Annotated in this window: 17 protein-coding genes; 3 read left to right on the top strand and 14 right to left on the bottom strand. The window is 58.3% G+C overall.

Translation table 11 applies throughout. The features are described 5' to 3' along the window. Positions 1-21: 21 nt before the first annotated feature. The 14 genes from gspL to HNEAP_RS00650 all read right to left on the bottom strand — a co-directional run bounded on the left by gspL (position 22) and on the right by HNEAP_RS00650 (position 14,368). The gene (gene gspL / locus HNEAP_RS00715) at positions 22-1,272 is read right to left on the bottom strand and encodes a type II secretion system protein GspL (protein WP_012823049.1); all 1,251 of its coding nucleotides are present in this window, start codon (positions 1,270-1,272) and stop codon (positions 22-24) included. Then, entirely contained in the window at positions 1,245-2,192 is a 948-nt protein-coding gene (gspK, locus tag HNEAP_RS00710; RefSeq protein ID WP_012823048.1) for a type II secretion system minor pseudopilin GspK, read from the bottom strand. Before gspK ends, gspL begins: the two co-directional genes overlap by 28 nt. After that, a complete protein-coding gene (gene gspJ / locus HNEAP_RS00705) occupies positions 2,189-2,950 on the bottom strand; it encodes a type II secretion system minor pseudopilin GspJ (RefSeq protein WP_012823047.1) in 762 nt (253 codons plus the stop codon). The genes gspK and gspJ overlap by 4 nt, the downstream gene beginning before the upstream one ends. After that, a complete protein-coding gene (gene gspI, locus HNEAP_RS12085; RefSeq protein WP_012823046.1) occupies positions 2,947-3,339 on the bottom strand; it encodes a type II secretion system minor pseudopilin GspI in 393 nt (130 codons plus the stop codon). Before gspI ends, gspJ begins: the two co-directional genes overlap by 4 nt. Beyond that, entirely contained in the window at positions 3,339-3,980 is a 642-nt protein-coding gene (locus HNEAP_RS12080) for a prepilin-type N-terminal cleavage/methylation domain-containing protein (RefSeq protein WP_012823045.1), read from the bottom strand. The genes gspI and HNEAP_RS12080 overlap by 1 nt, the downstream gene beginning before the upstream one ends. Positions 3,981-3,988: 8 nt before the next feature. After that, positions 3,989-4,489 (bottom strand): type II secretion system major pseudopilin GspG, encoded by a 501-nt coding sequence (gspG, locus tag HNEAP_RS00690; protein ID WP_012823044.1) that lies wholly within the window; start codon positions 4,487-4,489, stop codon positions 3,989-3,991. A 2-nt stretch (positions 4,490-4,491) separates the two neighbouring features. Then, positions 4,492-5,715 (bottom strand): type II secretion system inner membrane protein GspF, encoded by a 1,224-nt coding sequence (gspF, locus tag HNEAP_RS00685; RefSeq protein WP_012823043.1) that lies wholly within the window; start codon positions 5,713-5,715, stop codon positions 4,492-4,494. A gap of 6 nt (positions 5,716-5,721) precedes the next feature. Beyond that, the gene (gene gspE / locus HNEAP_RS00680) at positions 5,722-7,230 is read right to left on the bottom strand and encodes a type II secretion system ATPase GspE (protein WP_012823042.1); all 1,509 of its coding nucleotides are present in this window, start codon (positions 7,228-7,230) and stop codon (positions 5,722-5,724) included. Between the two features lie 10 nt (positions 7,231-7,240). After that, positions 7,241-9,418 (bottom strand): type II secretion system secretin GspD, encoded by a 2,178-nt coding sequence (gspD, locus tag HNEAP_RS00675; protein WP_012823041.1) that lies wholly within the window; start codon positions 9,416-9,418, stop codon positions 7,241-7,243. After that, positions 9,415-10,272 carry a type II secretion system protein N gene (locus HNEAP_RS00670; protein ID WP_012823040.1) on the bottom strand — a complete coding sequence of 286 codons (858 nt, stop codon included), beginning with the start codon at positions 10,270-10,272 and terminating at the stop codon, positions 9,415-9,417. The genes gspD and HNEAP_RS00670 overlap by 4 nt, the downstream gene beginning before the upstream one ends. A 251-nt stretch (positions 10,273-10,523) precedes the next feature. Then, the gene (locus tag HNEAP_RS00665; RefSeq protein ID WP_012823039.1) at positions 10,524-11,087 is read right to left on the bottom strand and encodes a phosphatase PAP2 family protein; all 564 of its coding nucleotides are present in this window, start codon (positions 11,085-11,087) and stop codon (positions 10,524-10,526) included. 1 nt (position 11,088) lies between these two features. Beyond that, positions 11,089-12,342: a glycosyltransferase family 4 protein gene (locus HNEAP_RS00660; RefSeq protein WP_081441067.1), complete on the bottom strand. Its 1,254-nt coding sequence runs from the start codon at positions 12,340-12,342 to the stop codon at positions 11,089-11,091. A gap of 106 nt (positions 12,343-12,448) precedes the next feature. Next, positions 12,449-13,555, bottom strand: a complete 1,107-nt coding sequence (gene corA / locus HNEAP_RS00655) for a magnesium/cobalt transporter CorA (protein WP_012823037.1) — start codon at positions 13,553-13,555, stop codon at positions 12,449-12,451. 18 nt (positions 13,556-13,573) lie between these two features. Further along, complete coding sequence (locus tag HNEAP_RS00650; protein WP_012823036.1) at positions 13,574-14,368, bottom strand: PP2C family protein-serine/threonine phosphatase; 795 nt, start codon at positions 14,366-14,368, stop codon at positions 13,574-13,576. A 206-nt stretch (positions 14,369-14,574) separates the two neighbouring features. On the opposite strand from HNEAP_RS00650, the gene HNEAP_RS00645 reads away from it, so the two are divergent. Genes HNEAP_RS00645 through HNEAP_RS00635 form a run of 3 tightly spaced genes read left to right on the top strand, consistent with a single transcriptional unit; the run spans position 14,575 to position 18,915 of the window. Beyond that, entirely contained in the window at positions 14,575-17,151 is a 2,577-nt protein-coding gene (locus tag HNEAP_RS00645) for a response regulator (RefSeq protein WP_012823035.1), read from the top strand. Positions 17,152-17,154: 3 nt separating this feature from the next. Further along, positions 17,155-17,526, top strand: a complete 372-nt coding sequence (locus HNEAP_RS00640) for a response regulator (RefSeq protein ID WP_012823034.1) — start codon at positions 17,155-17,157, stop codon at positions 17,524-17,526. Positions 17,527-17,529: 3 nt separating this feature from the next. Next, positions 17,530-18,915, top strand: a complete 1,386-nt coding sequence (locus HNEAP_RS00635) for a diguanylate cyclase (RefSeq protein WP_012823033.1) — start codon at positions 17,530-17,532, stop codon at positions 18,913-18,915. Positions 18,916-19,002: the final 87 nt, after the last annotated feature.

The following is a 19,002-nucleotide window of genomic DNA, read 5'->3' as shown; positions in this document are numbered from 1 at the left end:
TTTCTAATTTCTGCCGGGCGCTCAAAGCGCCTTAATGCCGATGCGCATGTGCGCGACGCCCGCATCGACGCCTGCATCAATTTGTTTTACTTCGGCTGGCGCATTCTTTTTAAGGTGTTCGAGCAATTGCTGCAACACCGCATACTTCTGGGCGGTAAGCTCGACGGTCAGTTGCTGTTCACCAAAACGGATCGATTTGATCACCAACTGCGCATCCTGTGGCTTTGCCACTTGATAAGCCGAACCAAAGGCAGCCAGCGCGGGCATAAAGGTATCTTCATGCGCGCCAACGCGCTGATCCAGCGCCTGTTGCAACTGCACCCGCACATTTACCATGCGCGTGATCTGTGGCAAGGCCGCATGAAAATCCTGTGTGATTTGAGTCTGCAAACGCTCGGCTTGGTGGTTCATTTGCGCCGTTTTAATGCCTTGAGCCACCAGCAGCAAAACCAACACAACCCCAGCTGCTGCGGCCACCTGCCACCAGCGACGCTGCCATTGCTGATCGTTCACGGCCTTGGCCGATGTGATCGCAGAGAGCGCACGGTTTTGCTCTAGCCCCGCCTGCCAGAGTTGATGCCATTGCGCCCAATCCGGCGCGGCTTGAGCGGTAAACTCGATGCCCTCCGGCCAGTGCGCGGGTTGATCCAGTGGCACATGGAATGCCACACGATTCGGTGCGGGCGTCATGCGAGGCAGCCATTCGGCCAGTTGTTCGGCGGCATTGTGTACCGTTGACGGGGCCAAGGCCATGCCTTCGTGCGGGCCGGTCAAAACGCTGATGTGTTCCTGAACCGGATCGACCCAGACGCAGAACTCGCCCATTTCGGGTTGAGGCAGGGTATCGGCCATGGCAACCAAGTGTTGCGGCACCAGACCCTGATCTTTCAGCGCATCTAGCACACGGGTACGCACATCGGCATCCACCAGTAGCACGGGCCAGCGACCCGGCGAAAGCGGGCGCTCGGCCAGCACGGGGTATAGCTGACTCAGGTCATCGGCCACCAGATCTTCGAGCGCAAACGGCAGAGCTTGCAGCGCTTTTTCCCGCCGCGTACCGGGAATCGGCACGATCAAGCGGCTGCACACCGAGTCGGGCAGCAACACCGAAAGCGTCACGGGGCGGCGCAGGTTTGCCTTGGCCTGCCAATCGGCAAACGCATCCCAATCGCCAAGCGCGGGGCTGGCGCTTTGCGCGCTGTGTTCGGGTTGCCACCAATGCAGTTCGGTGGCTTCACGATTAGTTACAAACAGGAAGAGCCGGTCAGACATGGTTCATTACTCAGGGCGATTACTTGGGATGGGCCGGATTGCGGCCGATAAATCAGGGCATAGCGGTGGCGCACCACCTGATCGAACTGCACGGTGACCGCGCACAGAAAAAACTGGCTGTTTACCGATAAGCCATCGGGCTGCGTGACTGCGCCTGCGAAGCCCGGTCGCGCCAGAAAATCGGCCACGGAACCGATATTTGGCGGCGGTGTTTTGCTATCCGCCACAACCGGCAAACTGGCGGCATTGGCGCCGATGGCCTGCAACACCAGCGGCGGGGCGCTGTTTAGATTGACAGGCGTGCCGATGGGCAAAGCCGTCACATAGGGCGCCAGTTTATCGTAGTAGGCGGGCGTTACCCCTGCCAATGAACGCAGTTCAGTCACCGACATCATCGGCTGACCGGCAGGCATATTCCCGCTGCGACTCGCCGCACTGTTAAATCCAAGCGAAAGCGAACGACTCGGATCGATCCAGCCGATGATTTCATTGCTGATATCCGGGCTCAGATTCAGCAAGTTGAGTAAGCGCGCAAATCGCTCTTTACCGAGCAGGTTGACTTTACCATCGGGCAGCAGCAGGTTATTGATATTAAAACGGCCTTGCAGATCGCTGATGGTCAGCGACACCGTCGCGCCATCAATGGGAATGTTCGCCAGCGGCTGCGCCCAGAGGTCGGCCGGGCCATCGCTGTTGCGATCATCCCGGTCCAGCAGAGCCTTGGCGAGAAGAAAGGCGCTGTTAGCCAATTGATCGGCCCGCGCGCCGTTTTCGAAGGCGGCGGTGGCATCGAGCGCGTTTTGATTGCGCACCATCACGGCAGCGGCCAAGCCGGTGGCGATGGCCAGCACCAACAAGGCCACGATCAAAGCGACGCCCTGCTGGCGTGTCGGCGAGGCAAAGCGATTCACACGTGTCATCGTCGCTCCGCCTCCACCTCAGTTTGGGTTTGAGTTTGCGGGCTTGTCGCTGGCTCGGCACCGTTATTTGTTCCGCCCGGCGGGTTGGCAGGAGCGGCCTCGGGCCAATCCGAAACCATAGCGACGGTCATGCGCAAGGGGGGAAGGTTGTTTACCGTCAGCAGCACTTCGACCGCCTTGGGCAAGCCCGCCGAGGGTTGGTTGATGGGCGGCCAATCGAGCATCGACTGGTTGTTTTGATCGTAAAAAGTCAGCTGAATTTTGCTGACGTTGCGCAAAATGATGCGCCAGTCTGGCTGCTCGGCGCTGTTGCCCACCGCGCCATCGGGCGGCACGAAGGTTGCGCGCTCCAAATTGCCGTTTTCAAGCCGCCAGCGCACCAGCGCCAGTTGCGGCTCGGCTGCCGCCCAAGGATTCGATGCGCCCAAACGGGTCAGTGTCAGAAGGTTCAAGCCGCCGCCTGCGAACTCGGGTACATCGCCACCCAAGGCATCACGGGCAAAACGATCCACCGCGAAGGTCAAATCGCCGCGCATTTGCCGCAAGCCATTTTGCATCGCGTTCAACTGGCCCATTTGATCCTCGACAATCGCGCTTTGCTTGATCACGGTATTCAGCCCGCCATAGGCCATCACCGCCACCAGCGCGAAGATGGCAATCGCCACCAGCAATTCCAGCAGGGTAAAACCGCTCGCCGCTCTTTTTATTGAGCATCGAGTCGAACCCACGCCCTGAATAAGCGAATCGTGAACGCTCATGGTGCTTTTTGCGCAGGTGGGTAAAAGTACGTCACGATACTGGCTTGACCGGCATACGGGGCGGGGGTTTCAACCAGATAGGCGACCTTAAGCACGCCCGGCACCTGCCCCGCCGAAACGGTTTGGCGCACACGCCAGGACTGGCCGTTTATCTCTACCTGTGACTGACGGGTGCCCAGTTCCGGCGCTTGCGCGGATAGCTGCAATCGGGCGCATAAATCATCGGCAATCACCGTGGCAGCGGTATCGGCACGCAACCGATCGAGCGTCTGTGCGCTTTGACCACTCACTTTAATGACCGCCGCGAGGGCAATGGCCAAAACCACCAGCGCAATCAGCACTTCCAGCAAGGTAAACCCTTGCGCACGGGTTTTTGTCGTCGTGGTCATCACGGGGCAGAACCAGCGCTGGCCTGCTCACCGAATCCTGATGACAGATTGATGGGCAGGGTTTTCTGCTTGTCTCCGCGCACTGTAATTTCCGGTTTAGATTGCGGCGCGCCCGATGGCAGCGACCAGATACCATCGGGCGTGACGGCAATTACCGCATCTGCGCGCGGGTCTTTGGCGGCAAAAGTATCCGCGGCGCTGGGTCGTGCCATAAGGGCGCAGCCTTTATCCCAATCCAACCGGCTAATGATATTTGCAACGAAGGCTGGGGATTCGTTTGCATTTTGGCTTGTTTGCTTGCTTGCCGCCGTTTGAAGCTGTGCCGACGGGTGGTTTAATACAAACGCGCTGGGCGATTTTGTTGAGGCATTTTGAATATAAATGGTTTGATCCAGCCGGTTCGCAGCCACGGCCTGTTGCGCCAGCCAAGAGGCCATCCGCGCTTGGCAGACGCCCACATCATCGGGCGCGCGTTTATTCATGCTCATCACCACAAAACCGACCAGAATGCCGATAATCACAATCACCACGATCAGCTCGATCAAGGTAAACCCCTGAGCGCAGCGCTGCCGACCCATTCTTTGGTGGCGCCCAGCGTAGGGCGCATGTCGAGCATCCAACACGGCACGGAGCGCAAGCATGATGAGAATCAGTTACCCGTGTTCGTGGCACCGCCTTCTTCCTGCCAATTGCCGATATCAGCATCCGCACCGGTGCCGCCCGGTTGACCATCCGCGCCGAGACTGTAGACATCAAATGCGCCGTGCTGGCCGGGGCTCAGGTATTGATAAGGATTGTTCCACGGGTCGATCGGCAAGCGATCGAGGTAACCGCCTTGGCGCCAGTTTTTGGCATTGGCCGGGGGTTTGACCAGCGCTTCTAACCCCTGATCGGTGGTCGGGTAGGTCAGGTTGTCGAGCTTGTAGAGTTGCAGTGCCGAGTCGATGGCCCGAATGTCCTGCTTGGCCTTGGCGATACGGGCATCGTCTGGCCGATCCATGATTTTCGGCACGACGATGGTCGCCAAAATGGCCAGAATAACCACGACGACCATCACTTCGATCAGGGTAAAACCACGGGAAATCAACCCATTGCCACGCTCAATACGCGCCGCCTGTGAAGAAAGACGTGAGGAAAAATAAGACATCATGACTAATGCACCATTTGGTTGAGATCAAAAATCGGGATCAGGATCGCCAGCACGATCAGCAAAACGACCCCGCCCATGACGAGAATCAAAATCGGCTCGAACAGGCCGAGCAAGGCGTTGATCAGGGTATCGAGTTCACGCTCCTGCTGCACGGCGGCCCGTTCGAGCATATTGCCCAAGGCGCCGCTTTGCTCGCCCGCCGCGATCAATTGCAACATCATCGGCGGAAATAAACGCGACTGCTCCAGCGAACGGGCAATCGGCGCGCCCTCACGCACGCGGTCGGTGGCCTCTTTAATAGCGCGGCGCATCGGCTCAGAAGCAACCACCTCGCCACTGATGGTCAGCGCCTTGAGCATCGGCACGCCGGCGGCGCTCAGGATGCTCAACGTGCGAGCGAACCGGGCGGCATTGAAGCCACGAATCAATCGACCGATCAGCGGCAATTTAAGTTGAATCTGCGCCCAACGAAAAGCGAATTTTGGTTGGCGCAGCGCCCAGTAAAACCAAATAGCAAAGGCCGCCATACCCAATAAAATCCACGGCCATTGTTCTCGCAAAAAGGCGCTCACCGCAATCAATCCGCGGGTCAGCGGTGGCAGCGTTTGTTTCATCTGCACGAAGACTTGCACCACTTGCGGCACAACATACGTCACGAGGCCAATAACTACCGCCACGGCCATCAAGGTGAGCAATGCGGGATAAAACAGCGCCATCTGCACCTTTTGCGTGGTGGCCTGACGCCCTTCGGTGTAATCGGCCAGGCGTTCGAGCACCGCTTCGAGATGGCCCGATTCTTCACCGGCGGCAACCGTCGCGCGGTACAGTTCCGAGAAGGCGCGCGGAAACGTCGCCAGCCCCTGCGCAAGGCTGTGCCCTTCAACCACTTTTGAGCGCACCGCCGTGACAATGCGGCGGATTCTTGGGTTTTCCGTTTGCCGAATAATCCCCGACAGCGCCGCATCGATGGGCAGGCCGGCGGCAATCAAGGTGGAAATCTGGCGGGTGAACAGAGCCAGTTCCGTTGGATTCAAGGATTGAAAACGGCTCATCCAGCCTTGCATGCCGCCAGCGGTGGATTGATCGGCCACTACCGCTTCAATGGTCAGCGGCGCCAAGCCCTGATCGCGCAACAGGCTGCGGGCACCGCGCGCGCTGTCGCTTTCAATCACGCCCTTGCGGGTTTTGCCTTGGGCATCCAGCGCGCTGTATTCAAAAGCTGCCATGAATAATTACCCTTCCGCCGTCACGCGGAGTAATTCTTCTGTGGTGGTGACGCCGGCCATCACGAGGGCCGCGCCATAGGCCAGAATGGAGCTGCTGTGCTTGCGGACTTGCGCTTCGATGGCCGGTTCCGCGGCGCCATCGTGGATTAAACGTCGCGTGTCGGCATCAATGCTGATCAGCTCATACACGCCGGTTCGACCGAGATAACCCTGGCCGCGCTGCCGCGCTTCTTCACTCACCCGATACAACGTCGGCGGTTGGCTGGCATCCAAGCCGAGCAGCGCGCATTCGCTCGCATCGGGCGTGTAGGCTTCACGGTAACGGGCATCGAGGCGGCGCACCAAGCGTTGCGCCAGCACGCCGATCAGGCTCGATGAGAGTAAAAACGGTTCAACACCCATATCGCGCAGCCGCGTGATCGCGCCAATGGCGGAGTTGGTGTGCAAGGTCGAGAGCACCAAGTGGCCGGTCAAGCTGGCCTGAACCGCAATTTCGGCGGTTTCGACATCGCGAATCTCACCGACCATCACCACGTCTGGATCTTGGCGCAAAATCGCCCGTAAACCGCGCGCGAAGGTCATCTCCACCTTGGGATTGACCTGCGTTTGACCCACGCCGTCGAGGTAATACTCAATCGGGTCTTCGACGGTGAGAATGTTGCGCTCGCGGGTGTTGATCTCCGACAGCGCGGCATACAGCGTGGTGGTCTTGCCCGAGCCGGTCGGACCGGTCACGAGCAAAATGCCGTGCGGCCGGTGGATGAGCTTGTTCAGCCGAGCTTGCAGTTCGCGCGTTAACCCCAGGTTATCGAGCGTCAAGCGCCCGGCTTCTTTGTCCAACAGGCGCAACACGACGCGTTCACCTTGGCCCGAAGGCAGGGTTGATACACGCACATCGACCGGGCGACCGGCCAAACGCAGCGAGATACGACCATCCTGCGGCACGCGTTTTTCGGCAATATCAAGGTTCGCCATCACCTTGATCCGCGAGACGATGATACCGGCCACGGCACGCGGTGGTTCGAGCACCTCGCGCAACATGCCATCGACGCGAAAACGCACCACCATGCGGCTTTCGAAGCTTTCCAGATGAATATCGGATGCACCCTCGCGCACGGCTTCGGAAAGCAGCGCATTGATCAGGCGAATGATCGGTGCTTCGTCGTCGGCTTCGAGCAGGTCGATCGGCGTGTTCAAGGTGTTGGCCAGCGCATCGAGCCCGCCGTCGCCCAAATCATCGACCATGGTTTGTGCCACGCTCGAACCGCCTTCATAGGCGCGCGCCAAGCGGCGTTCAAACTCATCAGTTTCAAGCCAGTCCAGCGTAAAGCCATCGGGCAGTTTGCGCCCCAGCTCGGCCAACACCGATACCGGCAACGGCTTGCAATGCCGCACGATCCAGGCTGCCTCGGCGGTTGTATCCGGCTCGATCAGCACGCCAAAACGACGTGCGTAGCCGTACGACAGCGGCGACGTTTTGGCCAGATGGGCGTGGGTATCAGCGTCCACAGTCATCACAGCCCGTTCACGGTCTGGGGGCCGCGGTCTGACCGCTGGCCGTTTGGCTGCGAGCCCGATCCTGATCCATCAATGTCTGGATATTCTGCGGCATCGGGATCGGCAGATTACGTTGGAAATTCTGTTCTGGCGATAAAACGGACCAATCGCTTGGGTTAACCAGAGAACGCTTGTCGAACGTATCCTGTTGACTCTGACGGATGCGGTTGTACTGTTCACGGCTGAATTCGGACAACTTGCCGCCATCACCAACGATCAACGGCCGAATGAAAATCATCAAGTTACGCTTATTGGTACTGGCCGAACGGTAGCGGAACAAATTACCCAGAATGGGAATGTCGCCCAAGCCCGGAACACTTTGTTGATTGGAATTGGTGCTGTCGTCGATCAGACCACCCAACACTACCACGTCGCCATCATCGACCTGCACTGTGGTGGTCACGTTACGTTTATTGGTGATCAGGCCCGCCGAGCTTTGCGCTGCGCTGTCGAGGCTGGACACTTCCTGCTCGATCTTCAAACGCACGGTACCATCCGGACTGATGGTGGGCGTGACCTTGAGTTTGACGCCGATGTCCTCGCGCGTGATGGTCTGGAACGGATTGGTGGGTGAGGTAGCCGAACCGGTCTGTGCATACGAGCCGGTGACGATTGGAATATTTTGGCCGACCACGATGCTCGCTTCCTGGTTATCCAGTGTCAGCAGACTCGGCGTGGAGAGAATGTTATTACCCGAGTTCCCCGCCAGCGCGGAAACCAGCAGTGCAAAATCGGCGCCGCCTTGACCGTACCGCCCCACGCCGATATTGCCGCCATCGCCCAACGCCCCGGCCAAACCCAAACCAATGGCGCTACCGACACTGCCTGTGCCCGCCTGCGCTGCGGAGCTGGCGACGCTGGACAACAACCCGTTGAAGGTGGAAATACCGATAGGCACCGTACCGCTGCCGCCACCGACCAGAAACTGGGTGCCCAACTTTTTGGTTACGCCGTTCGACACCTCAGCAATAATCGCTTCCACCAATACCTGCTTGCGCCGGATATCGAGCTGATCGATCACCGACTCGACCGTCTGCATCCGGCTGGGCGATGCCGTCACGACCAGGGCGTTAAGGGATTTGTCGGCGGCGATCTCAAGCTGGTTGTTGTCCGGATTGGTGGTCGCCTCTTTCGTGGCCGTCGCCCCGGTGGATGTGGCGCCGTTGGTGCTCACGATCCCTTTGAGCACATCGACAAGATCTTCGGCATTGGCGTATTTGAGTCGGAACACGCGCGTATTGCCATAATTCGTCTGCGGCATGTCCAGATTCAGGATGATGGCGCGCATCTTGGCGCGAGAGACGGCATCGCCACTCAGTAAAACGCTGTTGGTGCGGTCATCGGCGGCGAACGCAGGCACGCTGGAAAAATTGCCTCCTGCACCGCCACCCGGCACGGGTGCGCCCTTGGCGCCGCCGCCACCGCTGGCACCAAACAACGCCTTGAGCGTGGACACGACCGAGTCAGCCGATGCCCGTTTGAGCCGGATGATCTCCACATCTCCCACGGCAGGTTGATCCACCTTGGCCAATATTTTCTTGAGCCGGTCGATATTGCCCGCCCGGTCGGTAATCACGAGTGAATTGGAATCGGGGTACACGGAAAGCGCGGCCTGTTGCGGCATGATTTGACGCAACACGGTCAGCAAAGGCGCCGCAGGTACATAGCGCAGGTGAACGACCTCGGTCACCATTTGATCCCCGACCGCCGACGAACCGGGATTGACCGGCTGGGCGTCGGAGCGCGCGTTGATTTCCGGAACGATCTTGATCACCGCACCGGCAGGTACCGCAGCAAAGCCATTGACCTGCAAGATCGAAAGAAACACGTCGTAGAGTTTTTGCGGGCTCATCGGCTTGGCAGAAATGACCGTGACCCGCGCCTTGACCCGGGGGTCGACGATGAAATTCTTGCCCGTGACTTTCGAGACGGCCTCGATGAGCGCACCGATATCCATGTCACGGAAATTCAGGGTAACTTTATCCGTATCGGAGTTGTCGCCCTGAACACGCGATATACCCGGTGGTGGTGCATCAGCAGCCCGGACCGGGCTGTTGATCAGGACTTCGGCGGTGACCAGTGTCAGCGCCATAAAGATAACCAGAGAGGATGCCTGACCGCGTATGCGGCGAGCGGTATTCATCATTGTAATGAGTCCAAATTAATCGTCATACTCAGGGGCTGCCCGCCCCGTTCGACCAGAACCTGTAACGGCTGGCCAGAATTCAACAGCGGCATCACGCGGGGCAACAGGGCGGGATCATTGACAGGCATGCCATCAACGGAAGTCAATACATCACCGGGCATGAGCCCAAGTGCCCGCATGAGTGCTTCCTGCCCCGGTACCGGACGCAATGAATAACCACTGATCTCGCCATTTTGCTGCACAGGCGATACGGTCACAAAACGCAGCAGCGTTTGGGGGTTATGCCGGATTTCTTCTGCCTGCGCCCGAACAGTGGGCGCGACGGCGGAAGCGGAGACATCACGTGGGTTTGCCGTAGTCAGCGATGCGGCACTCGGTGCGGGTGCCTGATCAAGCGACTGTGGCTTAGGGAAGGCGATTGACTCAAGACGGCCTTGATTCGAGATGACGACGCGATCCGGCGCAATCGAAACGATGCGAACCCCTGCGGACAAGGTGTCACCGGCTTGCAGTAACCGCACCTCGCCACCAACCCGCAGCATGACCAGTGGCAAGGGGGAGCCGCTGATGGTGCCTTCGAGCGTCGCCCCTAACTGGGATGCCGAAATTTTTGTCGCCGTGGGATTGTCTGGCGTCGCTGCCTGGCCGAACAGATGCCAACTGCCGATCTGCTCAACCGATGCCGACTGCGACTGTTCACTCGCTTCGGCCCCCGACTCAGGAGGCGCTACATAGGCAGGTGCCGGTGCCAGCCACATCCAGGTAATGCGGGCAGCGAGCACGCCGGCCGTCGCCAGTAAAATCAGGAAAAGCGCGCTCGGAATCCATACGAAACGGCTCTTCGACCAAGACATGACCAATATTTAATACCCACACAAGGCATGCGCGCCAAATCCTGCCCATCTGGTTCAGGACAACTGAGGCACACCATCGATTAAAACCAGGCAACTGCCCGAAACGTCGTGAGGGCGGTTCGAGCATTCGGAAAATCCTTCCTATAGTGAGTGCATTCCCGCCCTGAATCAAGGTCGTTCTAAGCACCACAAAGACGAAGGATATTATGTCGACATCGTGAATCGTCGATGACAGTTGAAATGCGATCTTATTAAGACAGCGTACCCACCACCCAAAGGCTGGACACCGCGATCAGCGCACCGATCACCCCGCCGACCAGAACATCCGACAGATAGTGCAATCCAAGCACCATTCGTGACAACGCGACCATCAGGGCGAAGGGAATGACCAACCAGGCAAGACCCGGCGCGAAGACGGCAATCTGAATCGCAAAATTCACCGCGTGCAAGGTGTGCCCGGAAGGGAAACTGTATTTATCCAACGGCGCCACACTCAGCACCAATCCGTCGTGGGCCATATGTGGGCGCGGTCGGGCCGTGAGGCGCTTGATGGAAGCATAGATGCCCAATCCGACACCTGCGGAAAGCATCATGGCACTCATGGGCAACCATGCTTGCTCCCCGACGAACAGTGCGATCAGGGCGGCGGCCACATACCAGGCAACACCATCGCCCAGACGGCTGCAAATCGCGAACAATCGACGCAAGCCACGCATGGCATTGACAAGATTGAGGCGATACATGATCACCTCTTCCCAATGCAGGTACCGGTTAAGCAAGGATGAACTACGAACGGTTCGAATAAATGCGGTCATGTCAGACTCCCGTTTTACCCTGATTCGTCGATCTGCCGGATCCCTGCAGAGCAGGCTGCTCATCCGATGCCGACTGGGCTGATTCAACCTGCAACACGTCCTTCAAGTGCTGCTCGAACGCACGCGTTACCCGCGTCCAATCATAAGTGGCTGCCACGTCTCTGGCCCTTGAGCCCATCTGGCGTATTTCCGGGCCATCCACCCGTATCAGATCGACTGCCGCTTTAATAAAGCGTGCATCATCACCCAGCGGAACCAAATAGCCGTTTTTTCCATCATGGATCAGGTGCTTGCCTGCTGCATAATCGAAGCTGACGCAAATCAACCCGCAAGCCATGGCCTCCAACAACACATTACCAAACGTTTCGGTTTGACTGGGGAAGATGAACAGGTCGGCGCTGGCGTAGTGTCGGGCCAACTGCGCGCCACGCTTCATCCCGGTAAAGATGACCCAGGGCAATGCTTTCTCCAACCGGGCGCGCTCCGGGCCGTCGCCTACCACCACACCGATCATATCCGGTTGGGCCACGCGCATTGCATTAAATGTTTGTAACAATAAATCGAGATTTTTCTCCGGTGCCAGTCTTCCGACATGCAAGGCGACCTTTGACTCATCACCCGCCGCACGGCCAGAATGCTGACTCCATTGCGCGCGCAGGGCAGCATCGCGCCGTTCAGGATTGAACAGGGCCGTATCCACACCGCGCCCCAGCACCGCCAGACGATCAAACCCGCTCAAGCCGAGTGCTTCTGCCTGCTGCCCGGTGGGAATAAACGTGCGCGCAGTTCGGTTGTGAAACCACTTGAGATAACGCATGACCGGCGCGGCCAGCCAACCCACGCGATAAAAACGCATATACGTATGAAAATTGGTATGCAGCGATGAGGTGATCGGCAAACCCAGCGCTTTGGCCGTGCGCAGGGCGGCGTATCCCAGTGGCCCTTCGGTGGCGATGTGCACGAGATCCGGGCGCTCGTTCTGCCAGCGGCGCTTCAATCGTCGGCCCACGGGCAAGCCCAGTCGAACATCGGTATAAAAGGGCAAGGCCAGTCCGGGCACTTCCAGCATGTCGTCGAGTACCCGTGCCGTTTTTCCTCTCGGGCACACGAGTTGCACCCGATGCCCTGATGACAGCAGGGCAGAATGTATTTGCTTGAGCGTCGTCGCCACCCCGTTGATATCGGGATCAAAGGTTTCGGTCACCAGACTGATATACATCGCCCGCCCTCGGTTTTGGCACCATACCGCGCACATTGCGCGATTCCTGACCGAACCTTAGAGCCGCTGCATGACAGCGCCATGACGATTTCTTGAACAAAACAAGACACTTGCCGCGTAGCGCGGCCCAACCATTAGTTCGTCAGAAACGATCGCGGGAGAATATCCAACCTCGGCGCTTGAAGAACAGGATCATCCCGAGAGCCACTGCCACCATCACCGATAAAATAAGCGGGTAACCGAAGTACCAGCGCAGTTCCGGCATGGCGAATGGACTATCGGCGTTGTTGCCGAAATTCATGCCATAGATACCGGTGACAAAGGTAAGTGGGATGAATAGTGTCGAGATCACGGTAAGAGTGCGCATGATTTCATTCAGGCGGTTGCTGACACTCGACAGATGAATGTCGATCAACCCGGTGACGGTATCGCGATAGGTTTCGAGCATATCCATCACGGATACCGTGTGATCGTAGAGATCATTGAGATAAGGCCGCAGACCGGCCTCCAGAAGCGGTTCGTTACTGACGCCACGAATCAGATGACTGATGACTTCACGCGTTGGCCAGAGTTGGCGACGAAGCTGATTGAGAGTGCGCTTGGCAGATTGAATATCCGGCAGGGCACGATGACCGGGATTGGTTACAAGGCGTTCTTCCAACTCGTCGACCGTACCGCCGAAGGTTTCGAGCAAGGGGTAGATCTGGTCGATGATCAAATCGATCAGCGAATAGAACAGATAATCCGCGCCATGCTGGCGCAAACGCGAACTCGATTGGGCCAATCGCGCACGCAAGATGTCGGTGATGTCGCTCTGGGCATCGTGGATACTGATCACATAGCCATCGCCCAACAACAGGCTGAACTGTTCGAGAACGGCCCCGTCCCCCTGCCAGCGAGGCACAGAAAAAACAGCGAACAGATGCTCTACGTATTCGTCGAGCTTGGGTCGCTGGTCTCGCGACTGGATATCTTCAAGCAAAAGGGGATGCAGACCGAAACGCGCGCCCATTTCTTCCAGAAAGGCCTTGCTGGGCAAACCCTGCACGTGCAGCCAGGTCACGCCATCATGCGCAGCTATGGCGGTTTGCATGGCCTGCAAGCTTGCAGGATCAATCGCCGACGAATCATGTTCACGATAATGAATCAGTTCAATCTGCGCAGGAACAGAATGGGTATCCTCCAGCAATGCACCGGGTGCCATGCCCACTCGGTCCGCTGTGCCGACACGACGATTTTCGAAACTCATGGCAACACTCCAGGCGATTTATCGAAACGAAAGCCAGCCGCGTTTGGATCGAGGAGGTGACCGCCATAAGGCCAGCGCGACATTATCCCCACCGGCGCCCGCGCGGCGCGCAGCCTGGCGAACCCAGACCGAAGCGGCGAAACTCAAATCCGCGGCAGCCAGTATCAGCGGCATTTCCGACACGGCTACATGCTCCCAGAACCCGTCCGTGCACAGCAGGAAGGCCATATCCGGCGTCAAACTGATTTCGCCCAGCGTGGGCTGCACGGTGTCGTTCAGACCCAGGACATTGAGGACCCGATTGCGCTCGGGGTGAACCCGGCGCTCGTCTGCCGTGATTCGCCCCTGATCGAACAAGGCCTGCACAAGCGAATGATCGTTCGTTTGGTGCACCAGTTCTGCGCCCTTGAATCCATACAAACGACTATCGCCGACATGCGCCCAATACGCCCTGCCCGGTGTGGTGAGCAACGCCACCACGGTGGAAAAAGCCTCTTGATTCTCCCGTGCCGCCCGTGCCCGAATCTCGTCATTAGCCGTCTGGCAAAAATATTCGAGAAAGCCACCGGATGCGGGAAATTGGTTCAATTGCGCTGGAAACAAACGACGAGCAACTTCGATCACCGTTTTCGAGGCCATCTCACCGCCCCAATGCCCGCCGACGCCATCAGCAACCACCACAAGCTGATATTTCATATCCGGCGTGGACAGGCAGATCACCTGATCCTGCTGATAGGCCCGCCCACCGACATGCCGGTCAGCGCCCATGAATTCCAGAGCAGGAGCGGGAGCAGTGGTTAGTTCAACATTCAATCGGTGCATCCTTACCGGGGCGAAAACAGCCTTCAACAACTAGCCGATTCTATGTCACAATGAGCATTGATTACACCCAACATATTGAATTTACATCCAGTAAATCAGGTTTTCTAATGAAACCTGCGGGCGATGGAACCGGCCGCGTAGCGTGATAATACCGCAACGGCGCCCATCGCGTGATCAACTCAAGGACGACACATCATATGCTGCAGAATTTGCGTATTGGCACCAAGCTGACCGGTTTCCTGATACTGGCTTTTTTGATCAGTATCGCCGTATCCGGTTTCTTCTTGTCCAGCGCCATGAACAAGAAGGCCGAGGCAGAAATCCAGACTCGTGCGGAGATGCTGAGTCGCATGATGAACGCCGTTCGTTCCTACACCAGCCTGCACATCAGCCCGAAACTCCAGCAACGGCTTTTCACCGAACAGCAATTCATCTCTGAAACCGTACCGGCATTTTCCGCACGGATCATTTTCAACTCCTTCCGCGACGACCCGGCGTTTGCCGATTTCCGCTACAAGGAAGCCACGCTGAACCCGACCAGCCCGCACGATCAGGCCGATGCGTTCGAATCTGGGCTGGTCGCCAAATTCAGGGCCGACCCCTCGATCAAAATATTGTCGGGATTCCGGGAGCTCAACGGCAGAAACCTGTTTTATACCGCGCGCCCACTGGCCGTCACCAAGGCGAGCTGCCTGCAATGTCACTCTACGCCGCAAGCCGCGCCCAAGAGTTTGGTCGCCACCTACGGTGACAAAAACGGGTTCGGCTGGAAGCTCGGCGAGATCGTTTCGGCCCAGACAATCTATGTCCCCTCCGATGAAATTTTCGCGCAGGGGCACCAATACCTTCTGTGGAGCATGGGCATCTTCTTCGGCGTATTTGCCGTGGGCACCACCCTGCTGATCTGGCAGATACGGCGCACGGTCGTCATCCCGATTCAGCGCCTGACAGCGGCGGCACGTGCGATCGGCACCGGATCGGCCACGCGGGAACAGATGGCGGTATTCGACCAGCCGCAAATGCAACAGCTCGCCAGACGAGGAGACGAACCGGGCGAGTTGGCACGCAGTTTCCAGTCGATGGCGCACGAAGTCGCCGATCGCGAGCAAAACCTGAATACCGCTGTCATGCAGCGCACGGAAGAACTCGAACAGGCCCTAAAAATCGCAGGAGAAGCCCGAAAAGAGGCCGAGGACGCCAACCAAACCAAGAGCCAGTTCGTTGCCAACATGAGTCATGAATTGCGCACGCCGCTCAATGCCATCATCGGTTACAGCGAGATTCTGCTCGAAGAGTCCGAGGACGACGGCAACACGCAATACGCCCCGGATCTGGAGCGCATCCTCAACAGCGGCAAGCACTTGCTGGCGCTGGTGAACGACATTCTCGACATTTCCCGAATCGAAGCGGGCAAGATGGAACTGTATCTGGAGTCCTTCCCGATCTGTCGCGAAATCCAGACGGTGATCGACACCGCCAGACCCGTCATCGACAAGAATCAAAATTCGCTGGTATTCGAGTGCGACGATTCGCTCGGACACATGCGCGGCGACCTGACCAAGTTCCGGCAGATTTTGCTCAATCTCATCAGCAATGCAGCCAAATTCACCCAGGTAGGAACGCTCACGCTCAGCGTCCGACGGGAAGACACCGATCACTTTACGATTGCCGTGGCCGATACCGGTATCGGTATGAACGAGGAACAACTCGGTCGCCTGTTCCAGGTATTCAGCCAGGCCGATGCGTCCACCACACGAAAATACGGCGGTTCCGGTCTCGGGTTGTCGATTTCCCGCCATTTCGCCCGCATGATGGGCGGCGACATCACCGCAACCAGCACCCCCGGCAGCGGCAGCGTGTTTACGGTCTCACTGCCGCTGACCGTCGAACCGCAAACGCAGACGGAGCCCGCCAATGCCACCGACATCCCGTCTCAACCATCCGCGCCCTCAACCAACGCGGCGCTGGATAAACAAGCCGAAACGATTCTGGTGATCGACGACGACCCATCTGTGCACGATCTGCTCAAGCGATCGCTCGGCCGCGCCGGTTATCGCGTTATCACCGCGAGCAATGGCACCGATGGCCTCGCGATGGCGCGCATCGACCGCCCCGACTTCATCACGCTCGACATCATGATGCCCGGCGTTGATGGCTGGAGCGTACTTACTTCGCTCAAGGCCGACCCCGACCTCAAGGACATCCCGGTGTTTGTCCTCACGATGACGAACGAGAAAAGCCTCGGCTATGCCTTGGGTGCCGCCCAGTTCCTAACCAAACCCGTCAATAAGGATGCGCTGCTGGGCCTGCTGCGACAGTACAAGCGCCATCCAGACCGGTGCCACGTCTTGATGATCGACGATGATGCCGACAACCGGAATCTGATTCGCCGGGTGCTGGAACCGGAAGGGACCGTGGTCGATGAAGCCACTGACGGTCAATCCGGTTTGGACTGGCTATCGAGCCACGCCGCGCCGGATCTCGTGATTCTGGATCTGATGATGCCGAACATGGACGGCTTCGCGTTCATCGATGCCCTGCGTCAGCGCCCGGAATTCAATTCCTTGCCGGTTCTGGTACTCACCGCCAAGACACTGACCGATGACGATCGACAGCGACTTTCACAGCGCGTCGAATACATCATCGAACGTGATGGCTTGAACGAGGAACTGCTGGTTGGCCGTCTGCACGAACAACTCTGCACGCATCGGAAAAATATACCTTCTACCCCCTCCGGCAAGGCAGCAGATGGCGACGAACGCAAGGAGACATGACACATGGCACGGATATTATTGGTCGAAGACAACGAAATGAACCGGGACATGCTCTCGCGACGCCTGGCGCGCAAAGGATATGAGGTCCTGCTGGCCGTCGATGGTGGCGAAGGCGTCGCCATGGCAAAATCTCAGCAACCCGATCTGATTCTGATGGACATGAGTCTGCCCGTGCTGGACGGCTGGGAAGCCACCCGCGCCATTCGTGCCGAGCCCGCAACCGAGGCAATCCCCATCATCGCACTCACCGCGCACGCCATGGATGGCGAACGGGCCAAAGCACTTGAAGCAGGCTGCAACGATTTCGACACTAAACCCGTCGATCTCCCCCGTCTGCTCGAAAAGATCGAACAACAGATGGCAAAGAGAGACTAGCTCATGGCCGACACCCACCCTTGCGACGCCCACATCCGTCACGACCTGCGCACACCGCTCAATCACATGATCGGCTACACGGAAATGCTGCTGGACGACCTGCCGCCCACGTGCAACGACCTGCTTTCTCCTCGCCTCAAGACGCTGCTCGATGATGCCTATCGGATGCTGGAGACCATCAACCGCCCCGCGCCGATGTCCAGCGGGCATTTCGATGGCCTGTTTCCGGATTGGCGAGCGAAAATGGCCTTAATCGAAGCGGACTTCAACGGCCTGAAGTCCACGATCGAAAATGCCTGGCAGGAAGCCTGCCCCGATGTCGAAAAAATCGGTTCGGCGATCGGCAACATGCGCGCTTTACTCGAATCGCTCAGCGCAAAACCCTCTATCGATCTCGGCGACGCACGCAGTCAGCAAAACGCACGCGAAACAGCCACCCATGCCACAGGCGGCAGTGGCCATGCCGGCGGTCATTTGCTCATTGTCGACGACCGCCAGGAAAATCTCGAACTGATGCAGCGCCGCCTGATCCGCGAAGGCTACCGCGTCACCGTCAGCAATTCAGGACGGGAAGCGCTTGACCGACTAGAATCCGAGCAGTTTGACGTCATCCTGCTCGACTGGCTCATGCCCGACATGAGCGGCACGGAAGTGCTGGCAAAGATCCGCAGCAAATCGTCTGCCCACGAACAGCCCGTCATCGTGGTAACAGCGCGACACGGCTCGGAGACCATCGTCGATGCGCTCACCCAGGGCGCCAACGACTATCTGGCCAAGCCGCTGGACTTCCCGGTGGCACTGGCGCGTATCGCGACACAGGTCTATCTGCGCCGGGTGACCCAGCAACTGGCCGATGCGAACCGACAACTCAAGCAGTTCTCTTATATCGACGGTCTCACGGCGATTGCCAACCGTCGCAAGTTCGACGAATACCTGATGACAACATGGCGCCGCGCGCAGCAGGAAGGCGCGCCCGTCTCGCTGATCTTGATTGATGTCGATTACTTCAAGCGCTACAACGATTCGCTGGGGCACGAAGCCGGTGACCACGCACTGATGCGCGTCGCCAAGGCGGTCAGTTCCAGCCTGTATCGCGTCAAGGATCTGGCCGCCCGCTACGGCGGTGAGGAATTCGCCGTCATCCTGCCAGAAACCGAACTGGCCGATGCACTCAGTGTTGCCGAACGCGTCCGCAGCGCGGTCATGTCGCTGGAACTGCCGCACCCGGACAGCACCGTCATGCCCGTTGTAACGGCAAGCCTGGGCGTGGGCGAATGGCGCCCCACCGCCTTCTGCGAACCCAGCGCCTTGATCAACCTGGCAGACAAAGGGCTATATCAAGCCAAGGCTTCCGGGCGAAATCAGGTCGGCACGCTGGGGCAAAATTAGCAGCCTGTCGAGCTTTTGGGGGGATATGCTGCTTATTGTCTGATGGGTACCACGAAAACCCCATCCTCTGGATTTTTCGAGGCGCCC

It is taken from the genome of Halothiobacillus neapolitanus c2, from assembly GCF_000024765.1.
Classification (GTDB): Bacteria; Pseudomonadota; Gammaproteobacteria; order Halothiobacillales; family Halothiobacillaceae; genus Halothiobacillus; species Halothiobacillus neapolitanus.
This window is presented reverse-complemented; position numbering and strand designations above follow the sequence as displayed.